The sequence below is a fragment of the Klebsiella sp. S69 genome, assembly GCF_016516145.1.
Classification (GTDB): Bacteria; Pseudomonadota; Gammaproteobacteria; order Enterobacterales; family Enterobacteriaceae; genus Klebsiella; species Klebsiella oxytoca.
The window spans coordinates 1-23,855 of sequence record NZ_JACVUU010000032.1 but is presented as its reverse complement, the minus strand read 5'-3'; the positions used below and the strand labels follow the sequence as shown (position 1 = coordinate 23,855).

23 protein-coding genes are annotated in these 23,855 nt (G+C 59.0%); 16 read left to right on the top strand and 7 right to left on the bottom strand.

Translation table 11 applies throughout. From position 1 onward, the window contains the following. Positions 1-7 precede the first annotated feature (7 nt). Together sufE and ldtE are read left to right on the top strand one after the other, a co-directional pair. Positions 8-424, top strand: a complete 417-nt coding sequence (gene sufE, locus IAE27_RS25840) for a cysteine desulfuration protein SufE (protein ID WP_070556818.1) — start codon at positions 8-10, stop codon at positions 422-424. Positions 425-525: 101 nt separating this feature from the next. After that, positions 526-1,509, top strand: coding sequence for a L,D-transpeptidase LdtE (gene ldtE, locus IAE27_RS25835; RefSeq protein WP_105890396.1), 984 nt, complete (start codon positions 526-528; stop codon positions 1,507-1,509). Positions 1,510-1,572: 63 nt separating this feature from the next. Here ldtE and lpp read toward each other — a convergent pair whose 3' ends face one another. Both lpp and pykF read right to left on the bottom strand, forming a co-directional pair. Then, positions 1,573-1,809: a murein lipoprotein Lpp gene (gene lpp, locus IAE27_RS25830; protein WP_003029373.1), complete on the bottom strand. Its 237-nt coding sequence runs from the start codon at positions 1,807-1,809 to the stop codon at positions 1,573-1,575. 312 nt (positions 1,810-2,121) lie between these two features. After that, entirely contained in the window at positions 2,122-3,534 is a 1,413-nt protein-coding gene (gene pykF, locus IAE27_RS25825; protein ID WP_004102909.1) for a pyruvate kinase PykF, read from the bottom strand. Positions 3,535-4,043: 509 nt separating this feature from the next. On the opposite strand from pykF, the gene fumD reads away from it, so the two are divergent. Beyond that, a complete protein-coding gene (gene fumD, locus IAE27_RS25820) occupies positions 4,044-4,256 on the top strand; it encodes a fumarate hydratase FumD (RefSeq protein ID WP_004102907.1) in 213 nt (70 codons plus the stop codon). A gap of 25 nt (positions 4,257-4,281) precedes the next feature. On the opposite strand, the gene IAE27_RS25815 is transcribed toward fumD, so the two are convergent. Then, positions 4,282-4,920 (bottom strand): TetR/AcrR family transcriptional regulator, encoded by a 639-nt coding sequence (locus IAE27_RS25815; RefSeq protein ID WP_004102904.1) that lies wholly within the window; start codon positions 4,918-4,920, stop codon positions 4,282-4,284. A 126-nt stretch (positions 4,921-5,046) separates the two neighbouring features. On the opposite strand from IAE27_RS25815, the gene IAE27_RS25810 reads away from it, so the two are divergent. The 4 genes from IAE27_RS25810 (at position 5,047) to IAE27_RS25795 (ending at position 9,967) form a co-directional block, all read left to right on the top strand. Then, positions 5,047-6,903: a bifunctional sugar phosphate isomerase/epimerase/4-hydroxyphenylpyruvate dioxygenase family protein gene (locus IAE27_RS25810; RefSeq protein WP_017145698.1), complete on the top strand. Its 1,857-nt coding sequence runs from the start codon at positions 5,047-5,049 to the stop codon at positions 6,901-6,903. 76 nt (positions 6,904-6,979) lie between these two features. Then, positions 6,980-8,299 (top strand): MFS transporter, encoded by a 1,320-nt coding sequence (locus tag IAE27_RS25805; protein ID WP_154022491.1) that lies wholly within the window; start codon positions 6,980-6,982, stop codon positions 8,297-8,299. Between the two features lie 31 nt (positions 8,300-8,330). Continuing rightward, complete coding sequence (locus IAE27_RS25800; protein ID WP_004102898.1) at positions 8,331-9,167, top strand: shikimate dehydrogenase family protein; 837 nt, start codon at positions 8,331-8,333, stop codon at positions 9,165-9,167. Between the two features lie 59 nt (positions 9,168-9,226). Continuing rightward, a complete protein-coding gene (locus IAE27_RS25795; protein ID WP_049128459.1) occupies positions 9,227-9,967 on the top strand; it encodes a substrate-binding domain-containing protein in 741 nt (246 codons plus the stop codon). On the opposite strand, the gene IAE27_RS25790 is transcribed toward IAE27_RS25795, so the two are convergent. From IAE27_RS25790 to IAE27_RS25775, 4 genes are all read right to left on the bottom strand, one after another. Next, positions 9,951-10,700, bottom strand: coding sequence for an ABC transporter ATP-binding protein (locus IAE27_RS25790; RefSeq protein WP_004102894.1), 750 nt, complete (start codon positions 10,698-10,700; stop codon positions 9,951-9,953). The two genes, IAE27_RS25795 and IAE27_RS25790, sit on opposite strands and share 17 nt — an antisense overlap. Continuing rightward, on the bottom strand, positions 10,700-11,704 hold the full coding sequence (locus IAE27_RS25785; protein WP_200093066.1) for a FecCD family ABC transporter permease: 1,005 nt from the start codon (positions 11,702-11,704) through the stop codon (positions 10,700-10,702). Before IAE27_RS25785 ends, IAE27_RS25790 begins: the two co-directional genes overlap by 1 nt. Continuing rightward, positions 11,697-12,755: an ABC transporter substrate-binding protein gene (locus IAE27_RS25780; protein ID WP_070556824.1), complete on the bottom strand. Its 1,059-nt coding sequence runs from the start codon at positions 12,753-12,755 to the stop codon at positions 11,697-11,699. The genes IAE27_RS25785 and IAE27_RS25780 overlap by 8 nt, the downstream gene beginning before the upstream one ends. Positions 12,756-12,852: 97 nt before the next feature. After that, complete coding sequence (locus tag IAE27_RS25775; RefSeq protein ID WP_004102888.1) at positions 12,853-13,659, bottom strand: DNA-binding transcriptional regulator; 807 nt, start codon at positions 13,657-13,659, stop codon at positions 12,853-12,855. A gap of 190 nt (positions 13,660-13,849) precedes the next feature. Here IAE27_RS25775 and IAE27_RS25770 point away from each other — a divergent pair, with 190 nt between their 5' ends. From IAE27_RS25770 to IAE27_RS25730, 9 genes are all read left to right on the top strand, one after another. Next, positions 13,850-15,514: a bifunctional 3-(3-hydroxy-phenyl)propionate/3-hydroxycinnamic acid hydroxylase gene (locus tag IAE27_RS25770; RefSeq protein WP_023321165.1), complete on the top strand. Its 1,665-nt coding sequence runs from the start codon at positions 13,850-13,852 to the stop codon at positions 15,512-15,514. Between the two features lies 1 nt (position 15,515). After that, positions 15,516-16,460 carry a 2,3-dihydroxyphenylpropionate/2,3-dihydroxicinnamic acid 1,2-dioxygenase gene (gene mhpB / locus IAE27_RS25765; RefSeq protein ID WP_023321164.1) on the top strand — a complete coding sequence of 315 codons (945 nt, stop codon included), beginning with the start codon at positions 15,516-15,518 and terminating at the stop codon, positions 16,458-16,460. A 17-nt stretch (positions 16,461-16,477) separates the two neighbouring features. Then, entirely contained in the window at positions 16,478-17,344 is an 867-nt protein-coding gene (gene mhpC, locus IAE27_RS25760) for a 2-hydroxy-6-oxonona-2,4-dienedioate hydrolase (RefSeq protein ID WP_023329810.1), read from the top strand. 9 nt (positions 17,345-17,353) lie between these two features. Then, a complete protein-coding gene (mhpD, locus tag IAE27_RS25755) occupies positions 17,354-18,160 on the top strand; it encodes a 2-keto-4-pentenoate hydratase (RefSeq protein ID WP_049094434.1) in 807 nt (268 codons plus the stop codon). After that, entirely contained in the window at positions 18,153-19,103 is a 951-nt protein-coding gene (gene mhpF / locus IAE27_RS25750) for an acetaldehyde dehydrogenase (protein ID WP_023321162.1), read from the top strand. Before mhpD ends, mhpF begins: the two co-directional genes overlap by 8 nt. Next, the gene (gene mhpE, locus IAE27_RS25745; protein ID WP_004102867.1) at positions 19,100-20,116 is read left to right on the top strand and encodes a 4-hydroxy-2-oxovalerate aldolase; all 1,017 of its coding nucleotides are present in this window, start codon (positions 19,100-19,102) and stop codon (positions 20,114-20,116) included. The genes mhpF and mhpE overlap by 4 nt, the downstream gene beginning before the upstream one ends. Positions 20,117-20,190: 74 nt before the next feature. Beyond that, on the top strand, positions 20,191-21,387 hold the full coding sequence (mhpT, locus tag IAE27_RS25740; protein WP_070556826.1) for a 3-(3-hydroxy-phenyl)propionate transporter MhpT: 1,197 nt from the start codon (positions 20,191-20,193) through the stop codon (positions 21,385-21,387). Between the two features lie 184 nt (positions 21,388-21,571). Beyond that, a complete protein-coding gene (locus IAE27_RS25735) occupies positions 21,572-22,309 on the top strand; it encodes a polyphenol oxidase family protein (protein WP_200093065.1) in 738 nt (245 codons plus the stop codon). Between the two features lie 80 nt (positions 22,310-22,389). Further along, on the top strand, positions 22,390-23,793 hold the full coding sequence (locus tag IAE27_RS25730; RefSeq protein ID WP_200093064.1) for a DUF1996 domain-containing protein: 1,404 nt from the start codon (positions 22,390-22,392) through the stop codon (positions 23,791-23,793). Positions 23,794-23,855: the final 62 nt, after the last annotated feature.

The window sequence follows — 23,855 nt, the reverse complement described above, 5'->3', positions numbered from 1 at the left end:
AGCAACTATGGCGGCGTTACCTGATAAAGACAAACTGCTGCGCAACTTTAGCCGTTGCGCGAACTGGGAAGAGAAATATCTCTATATCATCGAACTGGGGCAGCGCCTTGCGCCGCTGAGCGCGGAAGAGCATAGCGCGCAGAACATCATTCAGGGCTGCCAGAGCCAGGTATGGATCGTGATGACGCAGGAGCAGAGCGGCGCAATTGCGCTTCGCGGCGATAGCGATGCCGCTATTGTGAAAGGGCTTATCGCGGTGGTGTTTATTCTTTACGATCGGATGACGGCGAAGGATATCCTCGCTTTTGATGTGCGCCCGTGGTTTGAAAAAATGGCCCTCACGCAGCACCTGACGCCTTCACGGTCGCAAGGACTGGAAGCGATGATACGCGCAATCCGCGCGAAGGCGGCAAATCTTAGCTAGAATTAAACAGTAGATTTCATTCTGTTATGCGCGACGGGAGGGGAACCTCCCGTTGTGCATAACAGGCCTGGCGTTTTATCAGCGAAAGAAGGAATCTCAGTATGAAACGCGCTTCTCTCATCACCATTGCCGTTCTGAGCGCCCTCAGCGCGTCACATGCAGCCTGGGCCGTCGATTACCCTCTTCCCCCTGCCAACAGTCGTTTGATTGGTGAGAACCAGTCCTGGACGGTACAGGAGGATGACCGCAACCTGCAGGCGATTGCCCGTCGTTTCGATACCGCAGCGATGCTGATCCTCGAAGCGAACGATACGATTGCCCCGGTGCAGCCTAAACCGGGTACCCAGGTGCTGATTCCCTCCCGGATGCTGCTGCCGGACGTGCCGCGGGAAGGGATCGTCGTCAACCTGGCCGAGCTGCGCCTGTACTACTTCCCGCCGGGAATGAATCAGGTGCAGGTTTATCCCCTCGGGATTGGTCAGCAGGGGCTGGAGACCCCGGAGATGACAACGCGAATAGGGCAGAAAATTCCGAACCCGACCTGGACGCCGACGGCAGGCATTCGCGCTCGCTCGCTGGAAAAAGGAATTAAGCTGCCGCCGGTCGTGCCCGCAGGACCGAATAACCCGCTGGGGCGTTATGCGCTGCGCCTTGCATACGGCAACGGGGAATATCTTATTCATGGCACCAGTGCGCCAGATAGCGTCGGACTACGCGTCAGCTCCGGCTGTATGCGCATGAATGCGGCGGATATTCAGGCGTTATTCAATCAGGTGAAAAGCGGGACGCCGGTGCGGATTATCAATCAGCCGGTCAAGTTCGCCGTGGAGCCGGACGGTAAGCGCTATGTTGAAGTTCATCGACCGTTGACGCCGGATGAGACCAGCAACCCGCAGACGATGGCCTATACGCTTCCTGCGGAGTTCCATCAATTCTCCGGCGATAAAGCGGTGGATGAGGCCATGCTTAAACGCGCGCTGACCCGGCGAGCAGGATATCCGGTGGTGGTATCCGCGGGCAGCAGCCCGACGTCGGGCCTGTCCGTACAGAGTGCGCCGGTAGACGAAGCAAAAAGGGTGCAGTAGGCGGGGGAACGAGAGGCAAAAAAATGGCGCACAATGTGCGCCATTTTTATTACACAGATACTATTACTTACGGTATTTAGTAGCTGCGTTGTCCAGACGCTGGTTAGCGCGAGCTGCGTCATCTTTAGCAGCCTGAACGTCGGAACGCATTGCGTTCACGTCGTTGCTCAGCTGGTCAACTTTAGCGTTCAGAGTCTGAACGTCAGAAGACAGCTGATCGATTTTAGCATTGCTGGAGCAACCAGCCAGCAGAGTAGAACCCAGGATTACCGCGCCCAGTACCAGTTTAGTACGATTCATTATTAATACCCTCTAGATTGAGTTAATCTCCATGTAGCGTTACAAGTATTACACAAACTTTTTTGTGATGAGAATATTTTTTTACTTTAATACGCTTATTTTTGATCGTTCGCTCAAAGAAGCATCGAAATCATCAGGTAACCTTAAAAAGGCGAGAGAAAACAGCGCGCTTCCATCGGATTCATCTTAGATAATCTCGCGTTAAATAGTAAATTCCGATTTGCATTTTTATTAATAGCAGCTAGTGCTGGAATAAAAAAAAGCGCCTCAATGAGGCGCCTTTAAAGGAAATACTAATTAACCTGTAAATTATTACAGCACGTGCACGGAAGCGGTATTGGTGGTTCCGCTCGGGACTAATGCGCCGGAAACCATAACAACCACGTCGCCTTTGCGCGCCAGGCCGCTCTGCAGCGCCAGCTCTTTACCGAGGTGATAGAAAGCATCGGTAGAGGCGATCTCTTCAACCAGCTGCGCTACCACGCCTTTGCTCAGCACCAGCTGACGCGCGGTGGTTTCGTTGGTGGTCAGCGCCAGGATGGTTGCATCCGGGAAGTATTTACGTACGGCGCGCGCGGATTTACCGCCCTGGGTCGCGACGACGATAAGCGGCGCTTCCAGTTTTTCTGCCGTTTCAACCGCACCGCGGCAGACCGCTTCGGTGATGCGCAGCTTACGGTTATCGTTGTTGTACTCAAGACGGCTGGTCATCACGCGGTCGGTACGTTCGCAGATGGTCGCCATGATGGTGACCGCTTCCAGCGGATATTTACCTTTTGCGGATTCGCCTGAGAGCATGACAGCATCGGTGCCGTCGAGGATGGCGTTAGCCACGTCGCCCGCTTCCGCACGGGTCGGACGCGGGTTTTTGATCATGGAATCCAGCATTTGGGTCGCGGTAATAACGACTTTACGCGCGCGGATACATTTTTCGATCATCATTTTCTGCGCGAAGATAACTTCTTCAACCGGGATTTCAACGCCCAGGTCGCCACGCGCAACCATGATGCCGTCAGAAGCTTCGAGGATTTCATCGAAGTTGTTCAGGCCTTCTTGGTTTTCAATTTTAGAGATGATCTGGATCTTCTCGCCGCCGTGAGCTTTCAGGTGCTCGCGGATTTCCACGACGTCGGAACGCTTACGGATAAAGGAGGCCGCAACAAAGTCCACGCCCTGCTCGCAACCGAAGATCAGGTCCTGTTTGTCTTTCTCAGCCAGCGCCGGCAGAGCGATAGATACGCCCGGCAGGTTAACGCCTTTGTTCTCGCCGAGGTCGCCGTTGTTCAGCACTTTACAAACAACTTTGTTACCTTCGATCGCGGTGACTTCCATACCGATCAGACCATCGTCAACCAGTACGGTGTTGCCGACGCTCAGGTCGCTGGTGAAGCCTTCATAGGTCACCGCAACGATTTCGTTATTACCTACCACCGATTTGTCGGTGGTGAAGGTGAAAGTCTGGCCCGCTTTCAGGGAGACGTCGTTACCGCCTTCCAGCTTAATGGTACGGATTTCCGGACCTTTGGTATCCAGAAGGATTGCCGCTTTCTTGCCCGTTTTGCTCATCACATTGCGCAGGTTCTGGATGCGCTGGCCGTGTTCCGCATAGTCACCGTGAGAGAAGTTCAGACGCATAACGTTCATACCGGCGTCCAGCATTTTGGTCAACATCTCTTCGGATTCGGTTTTCGGACCGATGGTGCAAACAATTTTGGTCTTTTTCATGACAGTTTAATCTTTAAGTTGTGAAGGATAGGGATGGGGAATCTGACTCCGTGGGCGTACTGCCGCAGAGTTAAACCTGTATTACGAAAGTTGCTATGCCACGCTCTAAGGATAGGTGACAACAAAAGAGCGTGCAGAAGAATGTGTGCTGGCGGTTCAGCCCATGAAAAGAGGCAACGTGTTATGCGTTTAGTCATGCAATCCAATGCGCTGAAACCATTCAATAAGAATTTGCCGGGCATTATACGTTGCCCAATCCAAAAAAGAAAATGAAAACCATGTTTCATTTCTATAGTTATATACTTAACAAAATGCAAACTAAACCTACGCTTATGCGCAACACATTTTTTCATCAGCTGACAAGATAAAGCGGGCGGAAATGCGGATTTATTCACAACTTTGCCAGCAAAAATACGTCGCTGAGGCGAAATCATCGCGCTGGTTTGATTTAAGCGGGAAATATATCAATAATGATTTGATTGATAATGAAAATTTGAGAGCCAAATAGCATGGGAAACACAGCCAAAGATGAGGCGCTGTATCAGGAAATGTGCCGCGTGGTCGGTAAAGTCGTGCTTGAGATGCGCGACCTGGGTCAAGAGCCAAAGCATATCGTTATCGCCGGCGTGCTGCGTACCGCCCTGGCAAACCCGAAGGTCAAGCGCTCAGCGCTGACGCAGGAAGCGATGGAGAAGGTGGTCCATGCGCTTTCCGGCAGCTAGCCGGACCTGCGCGTTTCCCTGAGCTTTATGAAATCACAAAGCGTATCACCGCTTTGACGGCAATATCGCAGTGGTGGGCGACCATCGCTTCATCATCAATGGCCGGCATCGGGTCGTCCAGATAGAGGCTGCTAAAGGTATAAAAGTTCGACACCTGATAGAAGCTAAAGCTGCTGATCAATCGATGCACATCGCGCGCCTCCAGACCCGCCTGAAACACGCCTTGCTGCTGGCCGCGCTGCAGAATATCTTCCAGAATCGACAGAGCGGTACGGTTTAGCGGTTTCAGCTGTCCGGAGCTTTTCAGCCACTTGCCGCGCTGCATGTTTTCCATACAGATAACCCGCATATAGTCGGCGTGCGTGGCGTGATAGCGCACGCTCCACTTTACCAGCTGCACCAGCGCCTCAACCGGCGGCACGTTTTCCAGCCCAAGCTGCTGCTCGGTTTCGCGGATCCTCGCGTAGACGTGCTGGAGCACGGCCTGATAAAGCTGCTCTTTGGTCTTGAAGTAGTAGACCACCATGCGTTTAGTGGTCTGCGCTTCGGTGGCGATTTGCTCCATTCGCGCGCCCGACAAACCGTGCTCGGCGAAAACGGTAATAGCGGCGGCGAAGATCCGCTCCTTAAGCGATTGTGCTTCATCATGAGCAACGGCAGACATAACGGCTCCTTTTCTTGAGATGCAAAAAATACACATATTGATCACAATTTTGCAACCAGTCATGGCGCAATTGAACCAAATGATTCATATTCAGGTCATTAAGTCAGCTCATGACCCGAGGACACTATGTTGCGCTCCATTGCCACCGTCTCGATTTCCGGTACCTTACCCGAAAAGCTCCATGCCATCGCAGCGGCGGGCTATCAGGGCGTCGAAATTTTTGAAAACGATCTGCTCTATTATACCGGTACGCCGGCCGATATCCGCCACCTGGCGGCAGATTTAGGGCTAAAAATCACGCTTTTTCAACCGTTTCGTGATTTTGAAGGGGCCAGCCGCGCCCAGTTCACCGCTAATATGGAACGCGCCAGACGCAAATTTGCGCTCATGCATGAGCTGGGCTGCGATACCATGCTGCTGTGCAGTAACGTTCAGCCGGACTGTTCCGCCGACGTCGAACTGCAGGTGGCCGATTTACGCGCTCTGGCTGAGCTGGCGGAGCAGGAAGGCATCACCATCGGCTACGAGGCGCTGGCCTGGGGCACCCACGTTAACCGCTGGCATCAGGCATGGGCGCGGGTCAAACGCGTCGATAGCCCGGCGCTGGGTATTGTGCTCGACAGTTTCCACGTGCTGGCGCGCGGTGACACGCTGGCGCAGCTGGCGGACGTGCCGCTGGAGAAAATCACCTTTGTACAGATGGCCGACGCGCCACTGATGAAAATGGATATCCTCGAATGGAGCCGCCACTTCCGCTGCTTCCCCGGTCAGGGACAGCTGCCGCTGGTGGATTTTGCCTGCGAGATTATCCGCTGCGGCTATCGTGGCCCCTGGTCGCTGGAGATTTTTAACGACAGCTTCCGGGCTTCTCCCAACGGTGCGACGGCGAAAGATGGCTATCGCTCGCTGCTGTGGCTGGAAGAGCAGGTCCGCCACCGGCTGCCGGAAAGCCGCGCGCCGCTGTTTGCACCGGCTGAACTACCGGTCTATGCCGGGCTCGAGTTTATCGAGTTTGCCGCCACGCCATCGCAGGCGGGAGTACTCGGAGACAGGCTGGCGCAGCTCGGCTTTGCCGAAGAGGGGACGCATCGCTCAAAACGCGTCTCCCTCTGGCGCAACGGTGGGGCGCGGGTGGTGGTTAACGCCCAACCGCATAGCTGGGCCGACCATTTTCATCAGCGTCACGGAGTCTCTCTCTGCGCTATGGCGCTACGCGTCAGCCAGAGTGCGGCAATCGTCGAGCGCGCCCGCGCCTTGGGCTATGCCACCTGGCAGGGCGATGCCGGGCCCAACGAAAGCCCAATCCCGGCGGTTTGCGCCCCGGACGGTAGCCTGATTTATCTGATTGAAGTGGGCGACGATATCTACACGCGCGATTTCCATCTGCGCACGGACGTCACGCCGCGCGACGATTATTGTGGTATCGATCACCTGGCACTTGGCATGGAGCCGGATAGCCGCGATAACTGGATCATTTTTTTCCGCACCGTATTCGGCTTTATCCTTGAGCATGAACAAACGCTACCCGATCCGTACGGGCTGGTGCGCAGCCTGGCGGTAAGCAGTCCGCAGGGCGACATCCGCTTTGCGCTGAATATTTCGCAAAGCCGCGCCACGCAAATTGCCCGTTCAGTGGCCTGTTATCAGGGGGCAGGTTTACAGCACGCGGCTTTTGCCTGCCGCGATTTATCCTCCACGCTTGCAACCGTGCCCGAGGTTGCCGTCAATGCGCTGCCGATTCCGGCGAACTACTATGAAGATTTGCTGGCCCGTTATGGGAAGGGTATTCCTGTTAACCTGTTGAAGAATCATCAAATTCTTTACGATCGCGATGGCAGCGGCGGCGAATTCTTTCACCTCTACACCCGACCGATTGCGGTGGGACGCTTTTTCTTTGAACTGACTGAACGGCGCAACGGTTACGCACTTTATGGTGCTGTAAATGCAGCTGTACGCTTGTCAGCAATGCAGTACACCGAGTAATGTAGCAGATGGTTCACCACCCAACGTTGCAAACACAATAACAATATCCGGCTGTACCCTATGACAGGAAACGACTATGGACTCTTATAGCCACAATCACCCGACGGCGGCGGCCGCGTCCGGCGTGAGGCCCTCCCGGCGGCGTATCGGTATTCTTGCGCTGCTGGCCGTCGGCACCATGATCAACTATCTCGACCGTACGGTGCTGGGTATCGCCGCGCCGCAGCTGACCGCTGAGCTGGGTATTGATGCCGCAATGATGGGCATCGTGTTCTCCGCCTTTGCCTGGACCTACGCGCTGGCGCAGATCCCCGGCGGCATCTTCCTTGACCGCTTCGGCAACAAAGTGACCTATTTTCTGGCGCTGACCCTGTGGTCGCTATTCACCATGTTCCACGGCCTGGCGGTTGGCCTGAAAAGTCTGCTGTTGTGCCGCTTTGGCCTCGGCGTCAGCGAAGCGCCCTGTTTCCCGGTGAACAGTCGGGTGGTGAGCGCCTGGTTCCCGCAGCAGGAGCGGGCGAAGGCGACGGCGGTCTATACCGTCGGCGAATATCTCGGGCTGGCCTGCTTTTCGCCGCTGCTGTTCTGGATAATGGGCAGCTTCGGCTGGCGCGCGCTGTTTATTAGCGTCGGCGCAGTCGGCGTGATGTTCGCGCTGGTGTGGTGGCGCTGCTATCGCGAGCCGCATGAAGATAAACACCTCAATCAGCAGGAGCGCGAGCACATCGTCAACGGCGGCGGAATGTCCACCGGCGCAGAGCAGCATACCGCCTTTAGCTGGCCGCTGATTCGCCAGCTGCTGGCGAAAAGACAGATTCTCGGCGCCAGCATCGGGCAGTTTGCCGGTAATACGGTGCTGGTCTTCTTCCTGACCTGGTTTCCAACTTATCTGGCCACCGAACGCCATATGCCGTGGATTAAGGTCGGCTTCTTTGCCATCATGCCGTTCCTGGCGGCGGCGGGCGGCGTGATGTTCGGCGGCTGGGTCTCGGATAAGCTGCTGAAGGCCACCGGTTCGGCGAATCTCGGGCGTAAACTGCCGATCATTGCCGGTCTGCTGATGGCGAGCACGATTATCTCCGCCAACTGGCTGACCAGCGATCTGGCGGTGATTCTGGTGATGTCGTTCGCCTTTTTTGGCCAGGGGATGGTCGGCCTGGGCTGGACGTTAATTTCCGATATCGCGCCGAAAGGCCTTGGCGGTCTGACCGGCGGCTTGTTTAACTTCTGCGCTAATCTTGCCGGGATCCTGACGCCGCTGATCATCGGTTTCATCGTCGCGGCCTCCGGCAACTTCTTCTACGCGCTTGTTTATATCGGCGGCGCTGCGCTGCTGGGCGTAGCGGCATATGTGTTTATTTTGGGTGACGTCAAGCGTATCGAACTTTCGCAGTAACGTGATGCAGTCGTTGTTAAAGGAGCAAGGAATGGTGATTAGTGGAAATACGCGGCTGATAGCGCATCTTGGCTATCCGACCGCGAAGTTTAAAGCGCCGATGATTTATAACCCGTGGTTTGCCGATCGACAGGTTGACGCCAAAGTAGTGCCGATGGGCGTGAAGACTGAGGACTACGCCGCCTTTGTCCCGATGCTATTTAAAATGACCAATATTATTGGCGCGCTGGTCACCATGCCGCACAAAATTGCCACCTGCGGGCTGGTGCAGCATCTTAGCCCAACGGCGGCAATTGCGGGCGCCTGTAACGCGATTCGCCCCGAAGCCGACGGCACGCTCAGCGGTGATATGTTTGACGGAGAAGGCTTTGTTCTCGGTATCCGGCGCAAAGGGTTCGCGACGCAAGGGGCGCGGGCGCTGGTGGTGGGCAGCGGCGGCGTCGGCTCGGCCATTGCCGCATCGTTGGCGGCAGCGGGCGTCAGCGCCCTGACGCTGTACGACGTCCGCCCGCAGACGGCGGAAGCGCTGGCCGGACGTCTGCTCGAGCACTATCCTCGGCTGGATATCACTCTGATGCAGCGCGACCCGCAGGGGCACGATCTGGTGGTCAACGCTACGCCGCTGGGGATGAAAGAGGGCGATCCGCTGCCGCTGGACCCGCAGCGCCTGGCGCCGGGCACTTTTGTTGGCGAAGTGGTTATGGCCCAGGAATTTACTCCGCTACTGCAGGCCGCGCGGGCGGCGGGCTGCCCCATTCAGCGCGGCACCGACATGCTGTTTGAAATGATCCCGGCCTATCTGCGCTTCTTTAACCTGCCGGTGGCAACGCCGGAACAGCTGCGCGAACTGGCGGAAATTGGCTACTGAAATGATCTGAACCTGCGTTATTATAGCGCTGTATTTATGACTATATATCGATGGTTCTTATGACTCCCTCCCTAAAGCTGCTGGCTGCGGGAAGCCTGAAAAGCGCTTTCATTCCTCTGCTGGCGCGCTTTCAGCAACAGACCGGCATCCCGGTCGACGTCCATTTCGGTCCGGCTGGTCTGCTGCGCGAGCGCATTGAGGCCGGAGAGCCGTGCTCCGTGTTCGCCTCGGCCAATAGCCATCATCCGCAGGCGCTGCGTCAGGCGGGGCTGGCCGGAGAGTGCTATTGGTTCGCCCGGAATCAGCTGATGCTGACCGTCCGGCGCGACGCGAGAACCGAGGCGCGGGAGTGGCTGACGCTGCTCAGCGACCCGGGCTTGCGTCTGGCAACCTCAACGCCGGGCTGCGACCCTTCAGGCGACTACACCTGGCAGCTTTTCTCCCACATTGAAGAGCGCTGTCCCGGCGTCGGTGCCGCCATCATGGCGCGCGCGCGTCCGCTGGTAGGCGGTCGAGACTCCCTGCCGGTGCCTGCGGGAGAAACCGCCGGGGCGTGGCTCATTCGGCAAAATTTAACCGATCTGTTTATCGGCTATGCGCATTACGCCGCGCAGATGGCGGTGTGCGGCGATCTGCGCACGCTGGTTATTCCGCCGGCGTGGAATGTTCGCTGCGATTATCAACTGACGCAGATTGAACAGAGCGCCGGGGCGCAGCGTCTGTGCCGCTTTATCCTCGGCGCTGAGGGCCAGCATTTTCTGAAAAACGCCGGCTTTTTGGTCATCAACGGCGAATCGTAAACTGCGGGGCCAGCAGCGGCAGCGCCGAGCCCGGGTGACAGATTTTGCGTACCGCCAAACCATACGCGCGCTGAAGATTCTCTTCCGTCAGTACGGCGGTGGATTCTCCCGCCAGCCATTCACCGTCGGGGAGCAGTAGCAAAGTCTGGTTCGCTACCTGCAGAGCGTGGGTGGGATCGTGCGTGGTAAACAGCACCGTCCGCTTCTGGCGATATGCCAGGTCGCTAATCAGCTGCAGCACCAGCTGCTGATTGGCCAGATCCAGCGCCGAGCAGGGTTCATCCAGCAGGATATTCTGGCTGGCGCCCACCAGCGCCCTGGCGATGAGCACCAGTTGCTGCTGGCCGCCGGACAGCGCACGGAACACCTTGTCGGCGAGCGTCGCGATCCCCAGCTGCGCCAGCGCCTCCTGGACCTGGCGCTCGTCGTCCGCCGATGGCTGAGCGAACAGGTTAACGTGGCGCGCCCGCCCCATCAGCACCACGTCACGTACCAGCCAGCTAAAGGCTGGACGAAAATGCTGCGGCACGATGGCGATACCGCCGGTGCCGGTAAACTGGCCGCCGAGCGGCGCCAGGACGCCGGTCAGGGTATCAAGCAGGGAGCTTTTGCCGCGGCCGTTGGCGCCAAGTACCGCCCAGATATCACCGGAGCGGCACTGCAGGTTCAGCGGTGCGAATAGCGGTCGGCTATAACCGTAGAGCAGGTTGCTTAAATTCAGGGAAAGGGTCATCAGCGCGCGCCCGTGCGTCGCGACTGCACCAGCAGCCAGGTGAACAGCGGCGCGCCAAGCAGCGCGGTGATAATACCAATGGGAATTTCGGCCTGGGTTAGCGTGCGGGCAAGGTCATCGACGACGATCATAAAACCGCCGCCGAGCCAGAAGGCGATAGGGAGAAGACGCCGGTGATCGGCGCCGGTCAGCAGCCGTGCCAGATGCGGGATCACCAGCCCGACCCATGCGATGCTGCCGCTGACCGCCACCTGAGCGGCGACCAGCACCGCGCAGCATACCAGCACCCCGCGACGCAGCGCGGTCACCGAAACGCCCAGCCCGCGGGCATCTTTTTCCTCCAGCGCCAGCAGGTTAATCCGCCAGCGGAGCCTGAACAGCACCATCGAGGCGCAGGCTACCGGTAGCGCCATCAGCAGGACTTTATGCCAGCTGGCGGTGGCAAAGCTGCCGAGCAGCCAGAAGACGATATTCGGCAGCGTTTCTTCGGTATCGGCCAGATACTGCATCAGGCTCACCAGGGCGGCAAAAAAGCCGCTGAGGATAATTCCTGAGAGGATCAGTACCAGGGTACTTTCGCGCCCCTGCAGCGCGGCGATTAGATAGACCAGCATCAGCGCGGCAAGGCCGAAGAGAAAGGTCGAGGTCATCATCAGCGCGGCATTGAGTCCCAGCAGAATCGCTAGCGTCCCGCCGAAAGCGGAGCCGGAGGTGACGCCGATGATATGCGGGTCGACCAGCGGGTTCTGGAACACCCCTTGTAAGGTGGCCCCGCACAGCCCCAGCGCGCCGCCGGCCAGCAGCGCCATCACGATCCTCGGCAGTCTGACCGACCACACCACCTGACCGGCGACGCCGTCGAGGGGGGAAAGATGCGCCAGCTGGCGAAAAACCTCCGCCAGGCTTAACGGATACTGCCCGAGGCAGATAGAGGCGAGTGCAATCATGAGCGTCACCAGCGCGAGGGTACAGTGCAGCAGAGCCGGATGACGATGACTAAGCATCCGGCGACCACTTCACGCGGTAGAAACGCTGATAGTACTCCTGCGCCTTCGCATCGACATCAATGGTGTTATAGCGTGATGGATAGAGCTTTTTCGCCATCCACAGCTCGCCAATCGCCAGCGCCTCCGGCATCGGATAGCCCCAGGCCTTGGCGTACTCCGGCATCAGCCACACGCGATGGTTTTTGACCGCGTCAATGCTCTGCCACTGCGGGTCGTTTTGTATCTGTTTGACCACCTCCGGGTAGCGGTCCTGAACGAAAATTACCTGCGGATCCCACTGTAGTACCTGCTCCAGCGAGACCTGGCGCGCCCCCTTCACGCTGGCGGCGGCTACGTTCAGCGCTCCGGCGTGCTTCATCATCAGGCCGGTATATTTGCCCGAACCGTAGGTGTTGAGATCCGGATTGGCCATATACACCCGCACCCGCTCATTTTCCGGGATGTCGGCAACCGGCGCATTGGCCAGACTGCGCGCGCTGAAGGTGTAATCAATCAGCTGTTCGGCCTGATCCTGGCGACCGACCACTTCGCCAATCAGGCGGATCCCCTGTTTCAGTCCCTCATTGTAGGCCTGCTCTTCATTGGCCATTGTCGGGTTCATTTTGTTTTTCTCCCCTGCGGCATCCTGGCGCAGAGAGATCGCCACCACCGGGATCCCGGCGCTCTGGATCTGCTGGATCATCGCCTGCGGCGCATAGTTGGCAACGAAGACTACCTGCGGATGTAGCGCCAGCAGGCTCTCGATATTGACCTGGGTGAGATCGCCTGGCATCGGCAGTTTTTCAATGTTCGGCATAAAGCGCGCAAACTGCGGGCCAAGCTGTTTTTTCCAGCTGCTCAAGACGCCGACGACGTCGTCAGCAGCATTAAGTTGCACCAGCAGGTTTAAGGTCTGGTGCTGGAGCACCACGGCGCGGGTGATGTGGTCGGGGAGGGTGACTTCACGGCCCAACTGGTCGGTGAGGGTGCGATCGGCAAAGGCCTGACCGGTGAACAGGCTGGCGCTTAACAGCGCCATAGCAAAGAAAACGCGCGGATGTCTGGACATGATGGGCTCAGCGGCAAAGGAAAAATCGTTGTATATTAAAATATATAACGAGTCCGGGCGCAATGGCTGACGGGCGATTTACCCCCTATGGACAAGGTTATTGGTAAAACACCTCTTCATCGGACATCCGTTCTTCTATGCGGGTAGCGACCTTCTGCAGCGAGGCGAGATACTTTTGCGCTGCCTGGTCGATGGTCATAGCTTTGGCCATATAGACCAGGTTCAGGCAGCCGATAACCCGCTGCCGGCGGCGAACGGGAACGGCAATGGAGGCGATTTTCTCCTCCTGCTGCCAGCCGCGAAAGTTTTCACCGTAGCCGTTTTGCCGGGTGCGTTCGAGAATGGCGGCCAGTTTTTCCGGCTCGCGCGCCAGCTGATACTCCGCTTCCGGGCGGGCAGCCAGCATATCGATGATCGGGCGTCGTTCGTGTTCCGGCGCGAAAGCCAGCCAGGTTAACCCGGAGGCGGTCAGCAGCAGCGGCAGGCGGCGGCCGACCATTGCCCGGTGGAAGGAGAGGCGGCTGAAGCGGTGGGTGGTTTCGCGCACCACCATCGCATCAACGTCCAGGGTGGTGATATCGGTCGGCCATAAAACCTCGCGCAGCAGCTCGCCAAGCAGCGGCGTGGCGAGGGCAGAAATCCAATGTTCGTCACGAAATCCCTCACTTAACTGACGCACTTTAATCGTCAGGCGAAAGCTGTCATCGGAGCGGCTGCGGCGCACGTAACCCTCATCCTGCAGCGTTTCCAGCAGCCGCCTGACGGTCGTACGATGCAGACCGCTAAACTCGGCCAGGGTGCTGACCGTCGCGCCTCCGTCGAATTTATTTAACAAATTTAATAACAATAATCCGCGGCTCAATCCGCGTACCGTTTTGTATTCCGCCGACGAATTCTCGTTCATGCATCCTCAATAAAAATCAGTTTAAACAAGCTTGTGCACCAGGTGCACACCAGGTGATGTTTTGATTGTAGCGTAAATCGCCAACCCTATACTGACCTCACAATAAAAATAAATTCACATTTAGTTAACAAATTGCCTCGCTGACATTAGTGCAGTGGCGGCAATTTGTCCGAAGCGTGAGGTTTTGAAAATGACAACATCCAATCCTGATATCCAGCCCGCCGTACAGCACAGCGCGCAGGTCGCGATTGCCGGCGCCGGCCCGGTTGGCCTGACGATCGCCAACTACCTCGGGCAGATGGGCGTCAGCGTGGTGCTGATCGAGAAGCTCGAGTCGCTGATCGATTATCCCCGCGCCATCGGTATCGACGATGAGGCGCTGCGGGCGATGCAGGCCGTGGGGCTGGTAGATAACGTGCTGCCGCATACCACGCCGTGGCACGCGATGCGCTTTCTCACCCCCAAAGGGCGCTGCTTTGCCGATATTCAGCCGATGACCGACGAGTTTGGCTGGTCGCGCCGTAACGCGTTTATTCAACCGCAGGTCGATGCCGTGCTGTACGACGGACTCAGCCGCTTTCCCCACGTGCGCTGCCTGTTTTCCCGCGAAGTTGAAGCCTTTAGCCAGAATAGTGACGGTGTCACGTTAAATGTTAAAGGCAGCGGCGGCGAGCGGGAAACCGTTCGCGCCGACTGGCTGGTGGCCTGCGACGGCGGAGCCAGCTTTATTCGCCGCACGCTGAATATTCCTTTTGAAGGGAAAACCGCGCCGAATCAATGGATTGTCATCGATATTGCCAACGATCCGCTGGCGACGCCGCATGTCTATCTGTGCTGCGACCCGGTGCGCCCGTACGTCTCCGCCGCGCTACCGCACGGCGTCAGGCGTTTCGAATTTATGGTCATGCCCGGCGAAACCGAAGCCCAGCTCAGCGAGCCGCACAAGATGCGCCAGCTATTGAGCAAAGTGCTGCCGGACCCGGATAACGTCGAACTGATTCGCCAGCGCGTCTATACCCATAACGCACGCATCGCCGAACGCTTTCGCGTCGATCGCGTGCTGCTGGCGGGCGACGCGGCGCACATCATGCCGGTCTGGCAGGGACAGGGTTACAACAGCGGTATGCGCGATGCTTTTAACCTGGCCTGGAAACTGGCGCTGGTGGTGAACGGCAAAGCCGGAGAGGCGCTGCTGGACAGCTACCAGCAGGAGCGGCGCGATCACGCCAAAGCGATGATCGACCTGTCGGTCACCGCCGGCAACGTCCTGGCGCCGCCGAAACGCTGGCACGGCGCGGTGCGCGACGGAATTTCGTGGCTGCTGAATTATCTGCCGCCGGTCAAACGCTACTTCCTTGAAATGCGTTTCAAGCCGATGCCGCAGTATCGCGACGGCGCGCTGCTGGCGGAAGGCGAAGGCAAAACGTCTCCGGTTGGCAAAATGTTTATCCAGCCGAAGGTCACGCTGGAAACGGGGCAGGTGACGCTGCTCGATGAGGTGATAGGCGCCAGGTTCGCCATTATCGCCTGGGGCTGCAATCCCCGGTGGGGGCTCACCGACGAGCAGATTGCGCGCTGGCGCGCGGTCGGGGTGCAGTTCATCCAGGTCGTGCCGGAAGTACAGATTCATTGCGATCAGGACAACGTGCCCGGCGTTATCCGCGTGGGCGATACGCAAAACCGCCTGAAAAACTGGTTCGCGCAGCACGATACCGCCATCGCCGTGGTGCGTCCGGATCGCTTCGTCGCGACCGTGGCTATCCCGCAAACCCTCGGCAAAAAGCTCAACGCGCTGGCGAGCAAGATGCAGCTGGCCTCCGCGCAAGCGCCAACCGTGATTGAACAGGTGGCCTGATATGAACGCTTATCTTCATTGCCTCTCGCATACGCCGCTGGTGGGTTACGTTGACCCGGAACAGGCGGTGCTGGACGAAGTTAACGGCACCATTGCCGACGCGCGGGCGCGTATTGCCGCCTTCGATCCGGAGCTGGTGGTGCTGTTTGCCCCCGATCACTACAACGGCTTTTTCTACGATGTGATGCCGCCGTTCTGTTTAGGCATCGGCGCAACTTCTATCGGCGATTTCAGCAGCGCCAGCGGCGTTCTGCCGGTGCCGACGGCGCTGGCGGAGGCCTGCGCCCACGCGGTGATGAAGGAGGGCATCGATCTGGCGGTCTCCTACTGCATGCAGGTGGATCACGGCTTCGCGCAACCGCTGGAGTTCCTGCTCGGCGGGCTGGATACGCTGCCGGTTCTGCCGGTGTTTATCAACGGCGTCGCGTCGCCGCTGCCGGGCTTTCAGCGTACCCGCATGCTGGGCGAAGCCATCGGCCGCTTTCTGACCACCCTCAATAAACGGGTATTAATCCTCGGCTCCGGCGGCCTGTCGCATCAGCCGCCGGTACCGGAGCTGGCGAAGGCCGATGCCCATATGCGCGACCGGCTGCTGGGCAGCGGCAGGCAGCTGCCGCCGGACGAACGGGAACTGCGCCAGCAGCGCGTGATTAGCGCGGCGAAGCAGTTTATCGAGGATCAGCACTCGCTCTATCCGCTCAATCCGGTCTGGGATACCCGCTTCATGAGCCTGCTGGAGCAGGGGCGGCTGGCGGAGCTGGACGCCGTCAGTAACGAAGAGCTGTCGGCAATGGCCGGGAAATCAACGCACGAAATTAAAACCTGGGTGGCCGCCTTTGCCGCGCTATCCGCATTTGGCCGCTGGCGCTGCGAAGGTCGCTATTACCGACCAATCCCCGAGTGGATTGCCGGGTTTGGCTCGCTGAGCGCCACAGCGCAGAACTGAATTAACGGGAGAATATGATGAGCTACCAACCGCAAACCGAAGCCGCCACCAGCCGCTTTCTCAACGTGGAAGAGGGCGGAGAAACATTACGCATCCATTTTAATGACTGCGGCCAGGGTGACGAAACCGTGGTGATGCTGCACGGCTCCGGCCCCGGAGCTACCGGCTGGGCCAACTTTAGCCGCAATATCGACCCGCTGGTGGAGGCGGGCTATCGGGTCATTCTGCTGGACTGCCCCGGCTGGGGGAAAAGCGATGCTATCGTCAGTCGCGGCTCCCGCTCCGACCTGAACGCCCGGGTGCTGAAAAGCGTCATTGATCAGCTGGATATCAGCAACGTGCATTTGCTGGGCAACTCGATGGGCGGACACAGCGCGGTGGCCTTTACCCTCAGCTGGCCGGAGCGCGTCGGCAAACTGGTGCTGATGGGCGGCGGAACCGGCGGCATGAGCCTGTTTACGCCGATGCCGACGGAAGGCATCAAGCTGCTGAACGGCCTGTATCGCGAACCGACCATCGAAAACCTGAAAAAGATGATGAACATCTTTGTTTTCGATACCCGCGATCTGACTGACGCCCTGTTCGACGCGCGTCTCAACAATATGCTATCGCGCCGGGAGCATCTGGATAATTTCGTCAAAAGTCTCGAAGCCAACCCGAAGCAGTTCCCGGACTTTAGCCCGCGTCTCGGCGAAATCCGCGCGCAGACACTGATCGTCTGGGGGCGTAACGATCGCTTCGTGCCGATGGACGCCGGGCTGCGCCTGCTGGCGGGCATTAACGGTTCTGAACTGCATATCTATCGCGACTGCGGCCACTGGGCGCAGTGGGAGCACGCGGAGAGTTTTAACCAACTGGTGCTCGATTTTCTGGCACGTGCCTGAGGAAGCCGAATGACAACTTTATCTCTTGAACACCTGGCGCAACGGTTGCGTGAGGCGGAAAGTCGCGGCCAGGCGATTGAACCGCTGCGATCTCTCCTCGGCGTCGACAATGCCGAAGCGGCCTATGCTATCCAGCGGATGAACGTGCAGCACCACGTGGCGAACGGCCGCCGGGTGGTGGGACGCAAGGTGGGATTGACCCATCCTAAAGTGCAGCAGCAGCTGGGCGTTGACCAGCCGGACTTCGGCACCCTGTTTGCCGACATGTGCTACGGCGATAACGCCGATGTGCCGTTCTCCCGGGTGCTGCAGCCGAAGGTGGAAGCCGAAATCGCCCTGGTGCTGAAACAGGATCTGCCGCATGCCGATACCACTTTTGATGAACTGTACGCCGCCATCGACTGGGTGCTGCCGGCGCTGGAAGTGGTCGGCAGCCGTATCCGCGACTGGTCGATTGGCTTTGTCGATACGGTCGCCGATAACGCCTCCTGCGGCGTTTACGTTTTGGGCAGTCCGGCGCGGCGCCCGGATGGGCTGGATCTGAAACATTGCGTGATGCGCATGACCCGTAACGAGGAAGAGGTCTCCAGCGGGCGCGGCAGCGAATGCCTTGGCCATCCGCTGAACGCGGCGGTGTGGCTGGCGCGCAAAATGGCCAGCCTCGGCGAGCCGCTGCGGGCGGGCGATATCGTGCTCACCGGAGCGTTAGGCCCGATGGTGGCGATTACCGCCGGCGATCGTTTTATCGCCCATATCGACGGTTTAGGTTCAGTGGCGGCGACCTTTGTCGCCGAAGAGGAACAGCGTGATGAGTAAACGTAAAGTCGCCATTATCGGCTCCGGCAATATCGGCACCGATTTAATGATCAAAATTCTGCGCCACGGGCAGCACCTGGAGATGGCGGTGATGGTCGGCATCGACCCTGAGTCCGACGGCCTGGCCCGCGCCCGGCGTATGGGCGTCGCCACCACCCACGAGGGCGTTGGCGGGCTGATGCAGATGGCGGAATTCGCCGATATCGATGTGGTTTTTGACGCCACCAGCGCCGGGGCGCACGTGAAAAACGACGCCGCGTTGCGGGAAGCCAAACCGGGGATCCGCGTGATCGACCTGACCCCAGCGGCCATCGGCCCGTACTGCGTGCCGGTGGTCAATCTCGAGGCCAATCTTGCCGAGGGTAACGTCAATATGGTGACCTGCGGCGGCCAGGCCACGATCCCGATGGTGGCGGCGGTATCCAGAGTGGCAAAAGTGCACTATGCGGAGATCGTCGCCTCGATTGCCAGCAAATCTGCCGGACCGGGGACGCGCGCTAACATTGATGAATTTACCGAAACCACCTCGCAGGCCATTGAGAAAGTGGGCGGCGCGGCGAAAGGCAAAGCGATTATCGTGCTGAATCCGGCGGAGCCGCCGCTGATGATGCGCGATACCGTTTATGTCCTGAGCGAAGCGGCATCGCAGCAGGCGGTTGCCGCGTCGATCGCCGAGATGGCGGCGGCGGTGCAGGCCTATGTGCCGGGATATCGCCTGAAGCAGCAGGTGCAGTTTGAGGTCATCCCGGAAGATAAACCGGTGAATCTGCCTGGCGTCGGCCGCTTCTCCGGCCTGAAAACGGCGGTTTACCTCGAGGTCGAAGGGGCGGCGCACTATCTGCCCGCTTACGCGGGTAACCTCGATATTATGACGTCGGCGGCGCTGGCGACGGCGGAAAAAATGGCCCAGGCGCTGAATGACGCAGCGGGAGAGGCAGCATGAACGGCAAAAAACTCTATATCTCCGACGTGACTCTGCGCGACGGGATGCACGCGATTCGCCATCAATACTCACTCGACAATGTTCGCCAGATTGCCCGGGCGCTGGATAGCGCGGGAGTGGATTCAATCGAAGTAGCCCACGGCGACGGCCTGCAGGGTTCCAGCTTTAACTACGGCTTCGGCGCGCACAGCGACCTGCAGTGGATTGAAGCGGCGGCGGAGTCGGTCAGCCAGGCGAAGATCGCGACTTTACTGCTTCCCGGCATCGGTACCCTGCATGATCTGAAAAATGCGTATCAGGCAGGCGCGCGGGTGGTGCGCGTGGCCACCCACTGCACCGAGGCGGATGTTTCCGCGCAGCATATCGCCTTCGCCCGCGAGCTGGGCATGGACACCGTCGGCTTCCTGATGATGAGCCATATGACCACTCCGGAGCAGTTGGCGCAGCAGGCGCTGAAAATGGAATCCTACGGCGCGACCTGTATCTACGTTGTCGATTCCGGCGGGGCGATGAATATGCGCGATATTCGCGATCGTTTCCGCGCCCTCAAATCGGTGCTGAAGCCGGAAACCGCCACCGGGATGCACGCGCACCATAACCTGAGCCTCGGCGTCGCCAACTCCATCGCCGCGGTGGAAGAGGGCTGCGACCGCATCGACGCCAGCCTGGCGGGGATGGGCGCCGGTGCGGGCAACGCGCCGCTGGAGGTGTTTATCGCCGCCGCCGATAAGCTCGGCTGGAATCATGGCACCGATCTGTATGCCCTGATGAACGCCGCCGATGAGCTGGTGCGCCCGCTGCAGGATCGCCCGGTGCGGGTTGACCGCGAAACGCTGGCGCTGGGCTATGCCGGGGTTTACTCCAGCTTTCTGCGCCACAGCGAAGTGGCCGCCGAGCGCTACGGCCTGAGCGCGGTGGATATCCTCGTCGAACTGGGCAAACGGCGGATGGTGGGCGGTCAGGAGGATATGATCGTCGACGTCGCGCTGGACCTGCTCAATCGTCATCAATAAAAGCAACGCGCGGCTGGCAACGTATCAGCCGCCATTTACCTGCTCCGCTTGTCCGGATATCGCAAAGGTACCCTATGACCCAAACAACGACTGCAAGCAATTCGCGCCTGATGTTAACCGTCGGGCTCTGTTTTATGGTGGCCCTGATGGAAGGGCTGGATCTCCAGGCGGCGGGCATCGCCGCCGTCGGCATGGCGCAGGCGTTCGCGCTGGATAAAATGCAGATGGGCTGGATTTTCAGCGCCGGGATCCTCGGCCTGCTGCCCGGCGCGCTGGTGGGCGGCATGCTGGCGGATCGCTATGGCCGCAAGCGAATTCTGCTCGGCTCGGTGCTGCTCTTCGGCCTGTTCTCAATCGCCACCGCGCTGGCATGGAATTATCCGACGCTGCTGCTGGCGCGCCTGTTAACCGGCGTCGGGCTTGGCGCGGCGCTGCCGAATCTGATTGCTTTAACCTCCGAGGCTGCGGGTCCTCGTTTTCGCGGCAGGGCGGTCAGCCTGATGTACTGCGGCGTGCCCATCGGCGCGGCGCTGGCGGCGGCGCTGGGCTTTTTCGGCCTTGCCGCGGCCTGGCAAACGGTGTTCTGGGTCGGCGGTATCGTTCCGCTGCTGCTGGTGCCATTATTGATGCGCTGGCTGCCGGAATCGCAGGCGTTTCGGCGCAGCGCACAGGGCGTGCCGCTACGCACGCTCCTTGCGCCGGGCAACGCCGCCGCTACTCTGCTCCTGTGGTTGTGCTATTTCTTTACGCTGCTGGTGGTCTATATGTTGATCAACTGGCTGCCGATGCTGTTAGTTGGCCAGGGATTCAGCCCCAGCGAGGCGGCGGGGGTGATGTTTGTCCTGCAGTTCGGTGCCGCCTGCGGGACGCTGCTGCTGGGGGCGCTGATGGATAAGCTCAGTCCGCTATGGATGTCGCTGCTAATTTATATCGGCATGCTGGCGTCGCTGCTGGCCCTGGGAACCGCGTCCTCGCTGACCGCAATGCTCTTCTCCGGCTTTGTCGCCGGCCTGTTTGCCACCGGCGGCCAGAGCGTGTTGTATGCGCTGGCTCCGCTGTTCTATCGCACCGAAATCCGCGCCACGGGCGTGGGAACGGCGGTGGCGATTGGCCGTCTCGGCGCGATGAGCGGTCCGCTGCTGGCTGGCAAAATGCTGGCGCTGGGCACCGGCACCGTCGGGGTGATGGCGGCGTCCGCCCCCGGCATTCTGCTGGCGGGCGTGGCGGTGTTCTGGCTGATGAGCCGACAAAAGCGCGCTGCGATGGCCTGAGCATTTTCGTTTATTCCCGGGGACGGCGCGGTAAACCCGCGCCTTGCCCGGGCTACCGGCCCGCAGAAGTTTGTTGCTTGTAGCCCGGCTAAGCGCAGCGCGAGCCGGGGTGCTGTCCTTCGCCTTGCGCATCTCTCTACTTTGGCATAGGTTAAATCATCATCCATTGATTCTTCCGGGCATCATGTCTTTTACCTCCCGCTTACTGAGCACTATCCCCGGCATCCGGTATGCCTTTCTCGACGTCCATGAAACCGCCGCCTTTCCCTATAGCGAAATGGCGCCAGTTAAACTGGTTCACAGCAACATCGTGCATGAGTATCTGGCACCGCAGGCGGAGCGACCCCATGCCGATGCGATGTTTACCGCCGTCAGCGGGCAAAAGATAGGGGTAGTGACCGCCGACTGTCTGCCGCTGCTGATGGCGTCGCGCGATGGGCGCTATATTTGTAGCGTCCACGCAGGCTGGCGCGGCGCGGCCAGCGGAATTATTGAAAATAGCCTGGCGTTGTTTCAGCGTTATCACGTCGCCCCGCAAGATCTGGTGGTGGTGAGCGGGCCGCATATTCACGCCTGCTGCTACGAAGTCACCGCCGACTTCTATCAGGCTCTGCTGGCAATGCCCGCAGGCGAGCTGGCAAAGCGCCATCGGGAGCAGCTCTTCCTGCCCCATCAGGCGGCGTCAGTGGGGGAGCAGGCGCAAGCGACCGCTGACGACAATGTCTGGTTCGATCTGCGGGCCTTTGCCCATCTCCTGCTGCGCAGCGCGGGGGTGCCGGAAGAAAACATGGAGTGGCTGGGGAGCTGTACCTACTGCACGCCGCAGCTGCTGGGGTCGTTTCGTCGGCGCACGCATTTCCCGGCGCCGAGGTCATTTCAGTACTCATGGATCATGCGCGAACCTGATAGTGCGGGCCGATGAGACGAAATGATATTTGATGATGTGTAACATCGGCGGGCGTTTGCTATCTCTGCACTCCTTCAAACAAGGAGGATTGCAAAATGAAATTGAACCCGTTCGCTTTAACTCTTGCGCCGCTGCTGGCCGTCGGCGCGTTTTCTGCTCATGCCGGCCCGCAGGCCCACGTGGTCTGCGCTTATCACCATACGTTGGGCGATGACGCCATTATGATGTTCGGCAAACCGAATCAGGCTATGTGGCATGATTTTTTTGGCAACACCCATACTGACGCAGTGTCGACCTATCAGACGCTGCGCGACCAGCCGGAAACCACCTGCGATAACAAAGCTGACAGCTCCGCCTACTGGGCGCCATCGCTGAAGCTGCCGGACGGTCAGGTGGTCGCGCCGGCTTATCAAAAAACCTACTACCAGACCAGCAAAGTCGAACAGCATCCGCTGCATCCGTTCCCGGCCGGTCTCGAACTGCTGGCGGGCGATCATCACGGTTCTGCTCCCAGTTCGCGCATTACCTTTCTCTGCGCCAACGGCAATGGCTATACCAATAAGGCCGATCAGATTTGCGGGCTGCGCAAAGCGGGGGATGCGGTACAGTTTAATATCGGTATCCAGTTCCCCAACTGCTGGGATGGCGTCAACCTGAAACCGACGCACGGCCACAGTAACGCGACATACGACGTCAATGGCGCCTGTCCAGGCGATTACCCGGTGAAAATTCCGACCGTAAACATGAACGTGGCATACGTTCTGCCGCAGATAAAAACGCTGGATACGGCAAAAATTCAGCTTTCGATGGATCCGCTCATGGACGGCGACAAGCGTCAAGAGCGCTGGGGCAGCATCTATACGGCGCACGCGGATTTCATGAACGGCTGGACGGTTGAGGCAGCGCACTATATGACCGAGCGCTGCATGAATAAGGGGATCGACTGCGGTAGCGCGGTGCCTTATGGCTTCTCCACGGTAGAGGAGAACGCGCTGGTGGACAGCACCGAGCCGACGGTGACCCATGCCGCTCCGGAAAATCTGGTGGTCAGCGATAACTGGAAAAACGGCGGGCGCACGCATAACCCGGAAACCATGACGCTGGTGAAATTCCCGATCCCGCCGCTGCCGCAGGGTCAGGACGCTTCGCTGTTTAAATATCAGTTGCGGATCTACGGTGGAAAAGTGGAAACCAACGGCGCGGATCAGATTTTCCTCTATCCGGCGAGCAACGACTGGAGCGCAAACAGCGTGACCTGGAATCATCGTCCGTCCTGCAACTACAGCTCTGATGGGGTTTTGTATCTTAATTCAAAGCGTGAATACCGGACGATCGATGTTGATAAAGCGGTGCGCAAGGCGCTGGCTGAGGGCAAAACCGAGATCTCGTGGTATATCGGCGGAGACCGTCAGGGCAACCGCTATCATTTCGATCCCGCGGGGTCGCAGCAGGAGCCGATGCTGATGCTGATGGGCTTTAAAAATACGCCGGAGATCTGATCGCAGCTATACCCCGGGAGCAGAGTACAGCGCGGCATAATCTCCCGGAGGCGATGCTGCGC

What these genes read in the sequence shown, in the direction of transcription:
- sufE (WP_070556818.1), top strand. Translation starts at nt 8, where the DNA reads ATGGCGGCGTTACCTGATAAAGACAAACTGCTGCGCAACTTTAGCCGT.
- ldtE (WP_105890396.1), top strand. Translation starts at nt 526, where the DNA reads ATGAAACGCGCTTCTCTCATCACCATTGCCGTTCTGAGCGCCCTCAGC.
- lpp (WP_003029373.1), bottom strand. Translation starts at nt 1,809, where the DNA reads ATGAATCGTACTAAACTGGTACTGGGCGCGGTAATCCTGGGTTCTACT.
- pykF (WP_004102909.1), bottom strand. Translation starts at nt 3,534, where the DNA reads ATGAAAAAGACCAAAATTGTTTGCACCATCGGTCCGAAAACCGAATCC.
- fumD (WP_004102907.1), top strand. Translation starts at nt 4,044, where the DNA reads ATGGGAAACACAGCCAAAGATGAGGCGCTGTATCAGGAAATGTGCCGC.
- IAE27_RS25815 (WP_004102904.1), bottom strand. Translation starts at nt 4,920, where the DNA reads ATGTCTGCCGTTGCTCATGATGAAGCACAATCGCTTAAGGAGCGGATC.
- IAE27_RS25810 (WP_017145698.1), top strand. Translation starts at nt 5,047, where the DNA reads ATGTTGCGCTCCATTGCCACCGTCTCGATTTCCGGTACCTTACCCGAA.
- IAE27_RS25805 (WP_154022491.1), top strand. Translation starts at nt 6,980, where the DNA reads ATGGACTCTTATAGCCACAATCACCCGACGGCGGCGGCCGCGTCCGGC.
- IAE27_RS25800 (WP_004102898.1), top strand. Translation starts at nt 8,331, where the DNA reads ATGGTGATTAGTGGAAATACGCGGCTGATAGCGCATCTTGGCTATCCG.
- IAE27_RS25795 (WP_049128459.1), top strand. Translation starts at nt 9,227, where the DNA reads ATGACTCCCTCCCTAAAGCTGCTGGCTGCGGGAAGCCTGAAAAGCGCT.
- IAE27_RS25790 (WP_004102894.1), bottom strand. Translation starts at nt 10,700, where the DNA reads ATGACCCTTTCCCTGAATTTAAGCAACCTGCTCTACGGTTATAGCCGA.
- IAE27_RS25785 (WP_200093066.1), bottom strand. Translation starts at nt 11,704, where the DNA reads ATGCTTAGTCATCGTCATCCGGCTCTGCTGCACTGTACCCTCGCGCTG.
- IAE27_RS25780 (WP_070556824.1), bottom strand. Translation starts at nt 12,755, where the DNA reads ATGTCCAGACATCCGCGCGTTTTCTTTGCTATGGCGCTGTTAAGCGCC.
- IAE27_RS25775 (WP_004102888.1), bottom strand. Translation starts at nt 13,659, where the DNA reads ATGAACGAGAATTCGTCGGCGGAATACAAAACGGTACGCGGATTGAGC.
- IAE27_RS25770 (WP_023321165.1), top strand. Translation starts at nt 13,850, where the DNA reads ATGACAACATCCAATCCTGATATCCAGCCCGCCGTACAGCACAGCGCG.
- mhpB (WP_023321164.1), top strand. Translation starts at nt 15,516, where the DNA reads ATGAACGCTTATCTTCATTGCCTCTCGCATACGCCGCTGGTGGGTTAC.
- mhpC (WP_023329810.1), top strand. Translation starts at nt 16,478, where the DNA reads ATGAGCTACCAACCGCAAACCGAAGCCGCCACCAGCCGCTTTCTCAAC.
- mhpD (WP_049094434.1), top strand. Translation starts at nt 17,354, where the DNA reads ATGACAACTTTATCTCTTGAACACCTGGCGCAACGGTTGCGTGAGGCG.
- mhpF (WP_023321162.1), top strand. Translation starts at nt 18,153, where the DNA reads ATGAGTAAACGTAAAGTCGCCATTATCGGCTCCGGCAATATCGGCACC.
- mhpE (WP_004102867.1), top strand. Translation starts at nt 19,100, where the DNA reads ATGAACGGCAAAAAACTCTATATCTCCGACGTGACTCTGCGCGACGGG.
- mhpT (WP_070556826.1), top strand. Translation starts at nt 20,191, where the DNA reads ATGACCCAAACAACGACTGCAAGCAATTCGCGCCTGATGTTAACCGTC.
- IAE27_RS25735 (WP_200093065.1), top strand. Translation starts at nt 21,572, where the DNA reads ATGTCTTTTACCTCCCGCTTACTGAGCACTATCCCCGGCATCCGGTAT.
- IAE27_RS25730 (WP_200093064.1), top strand. Translation starts at nt 22,390, where the DNA reads ATGAAATTGAACCCGTTCGCTTTAACTCTTGCGCCGCTGCTGGCCGTC.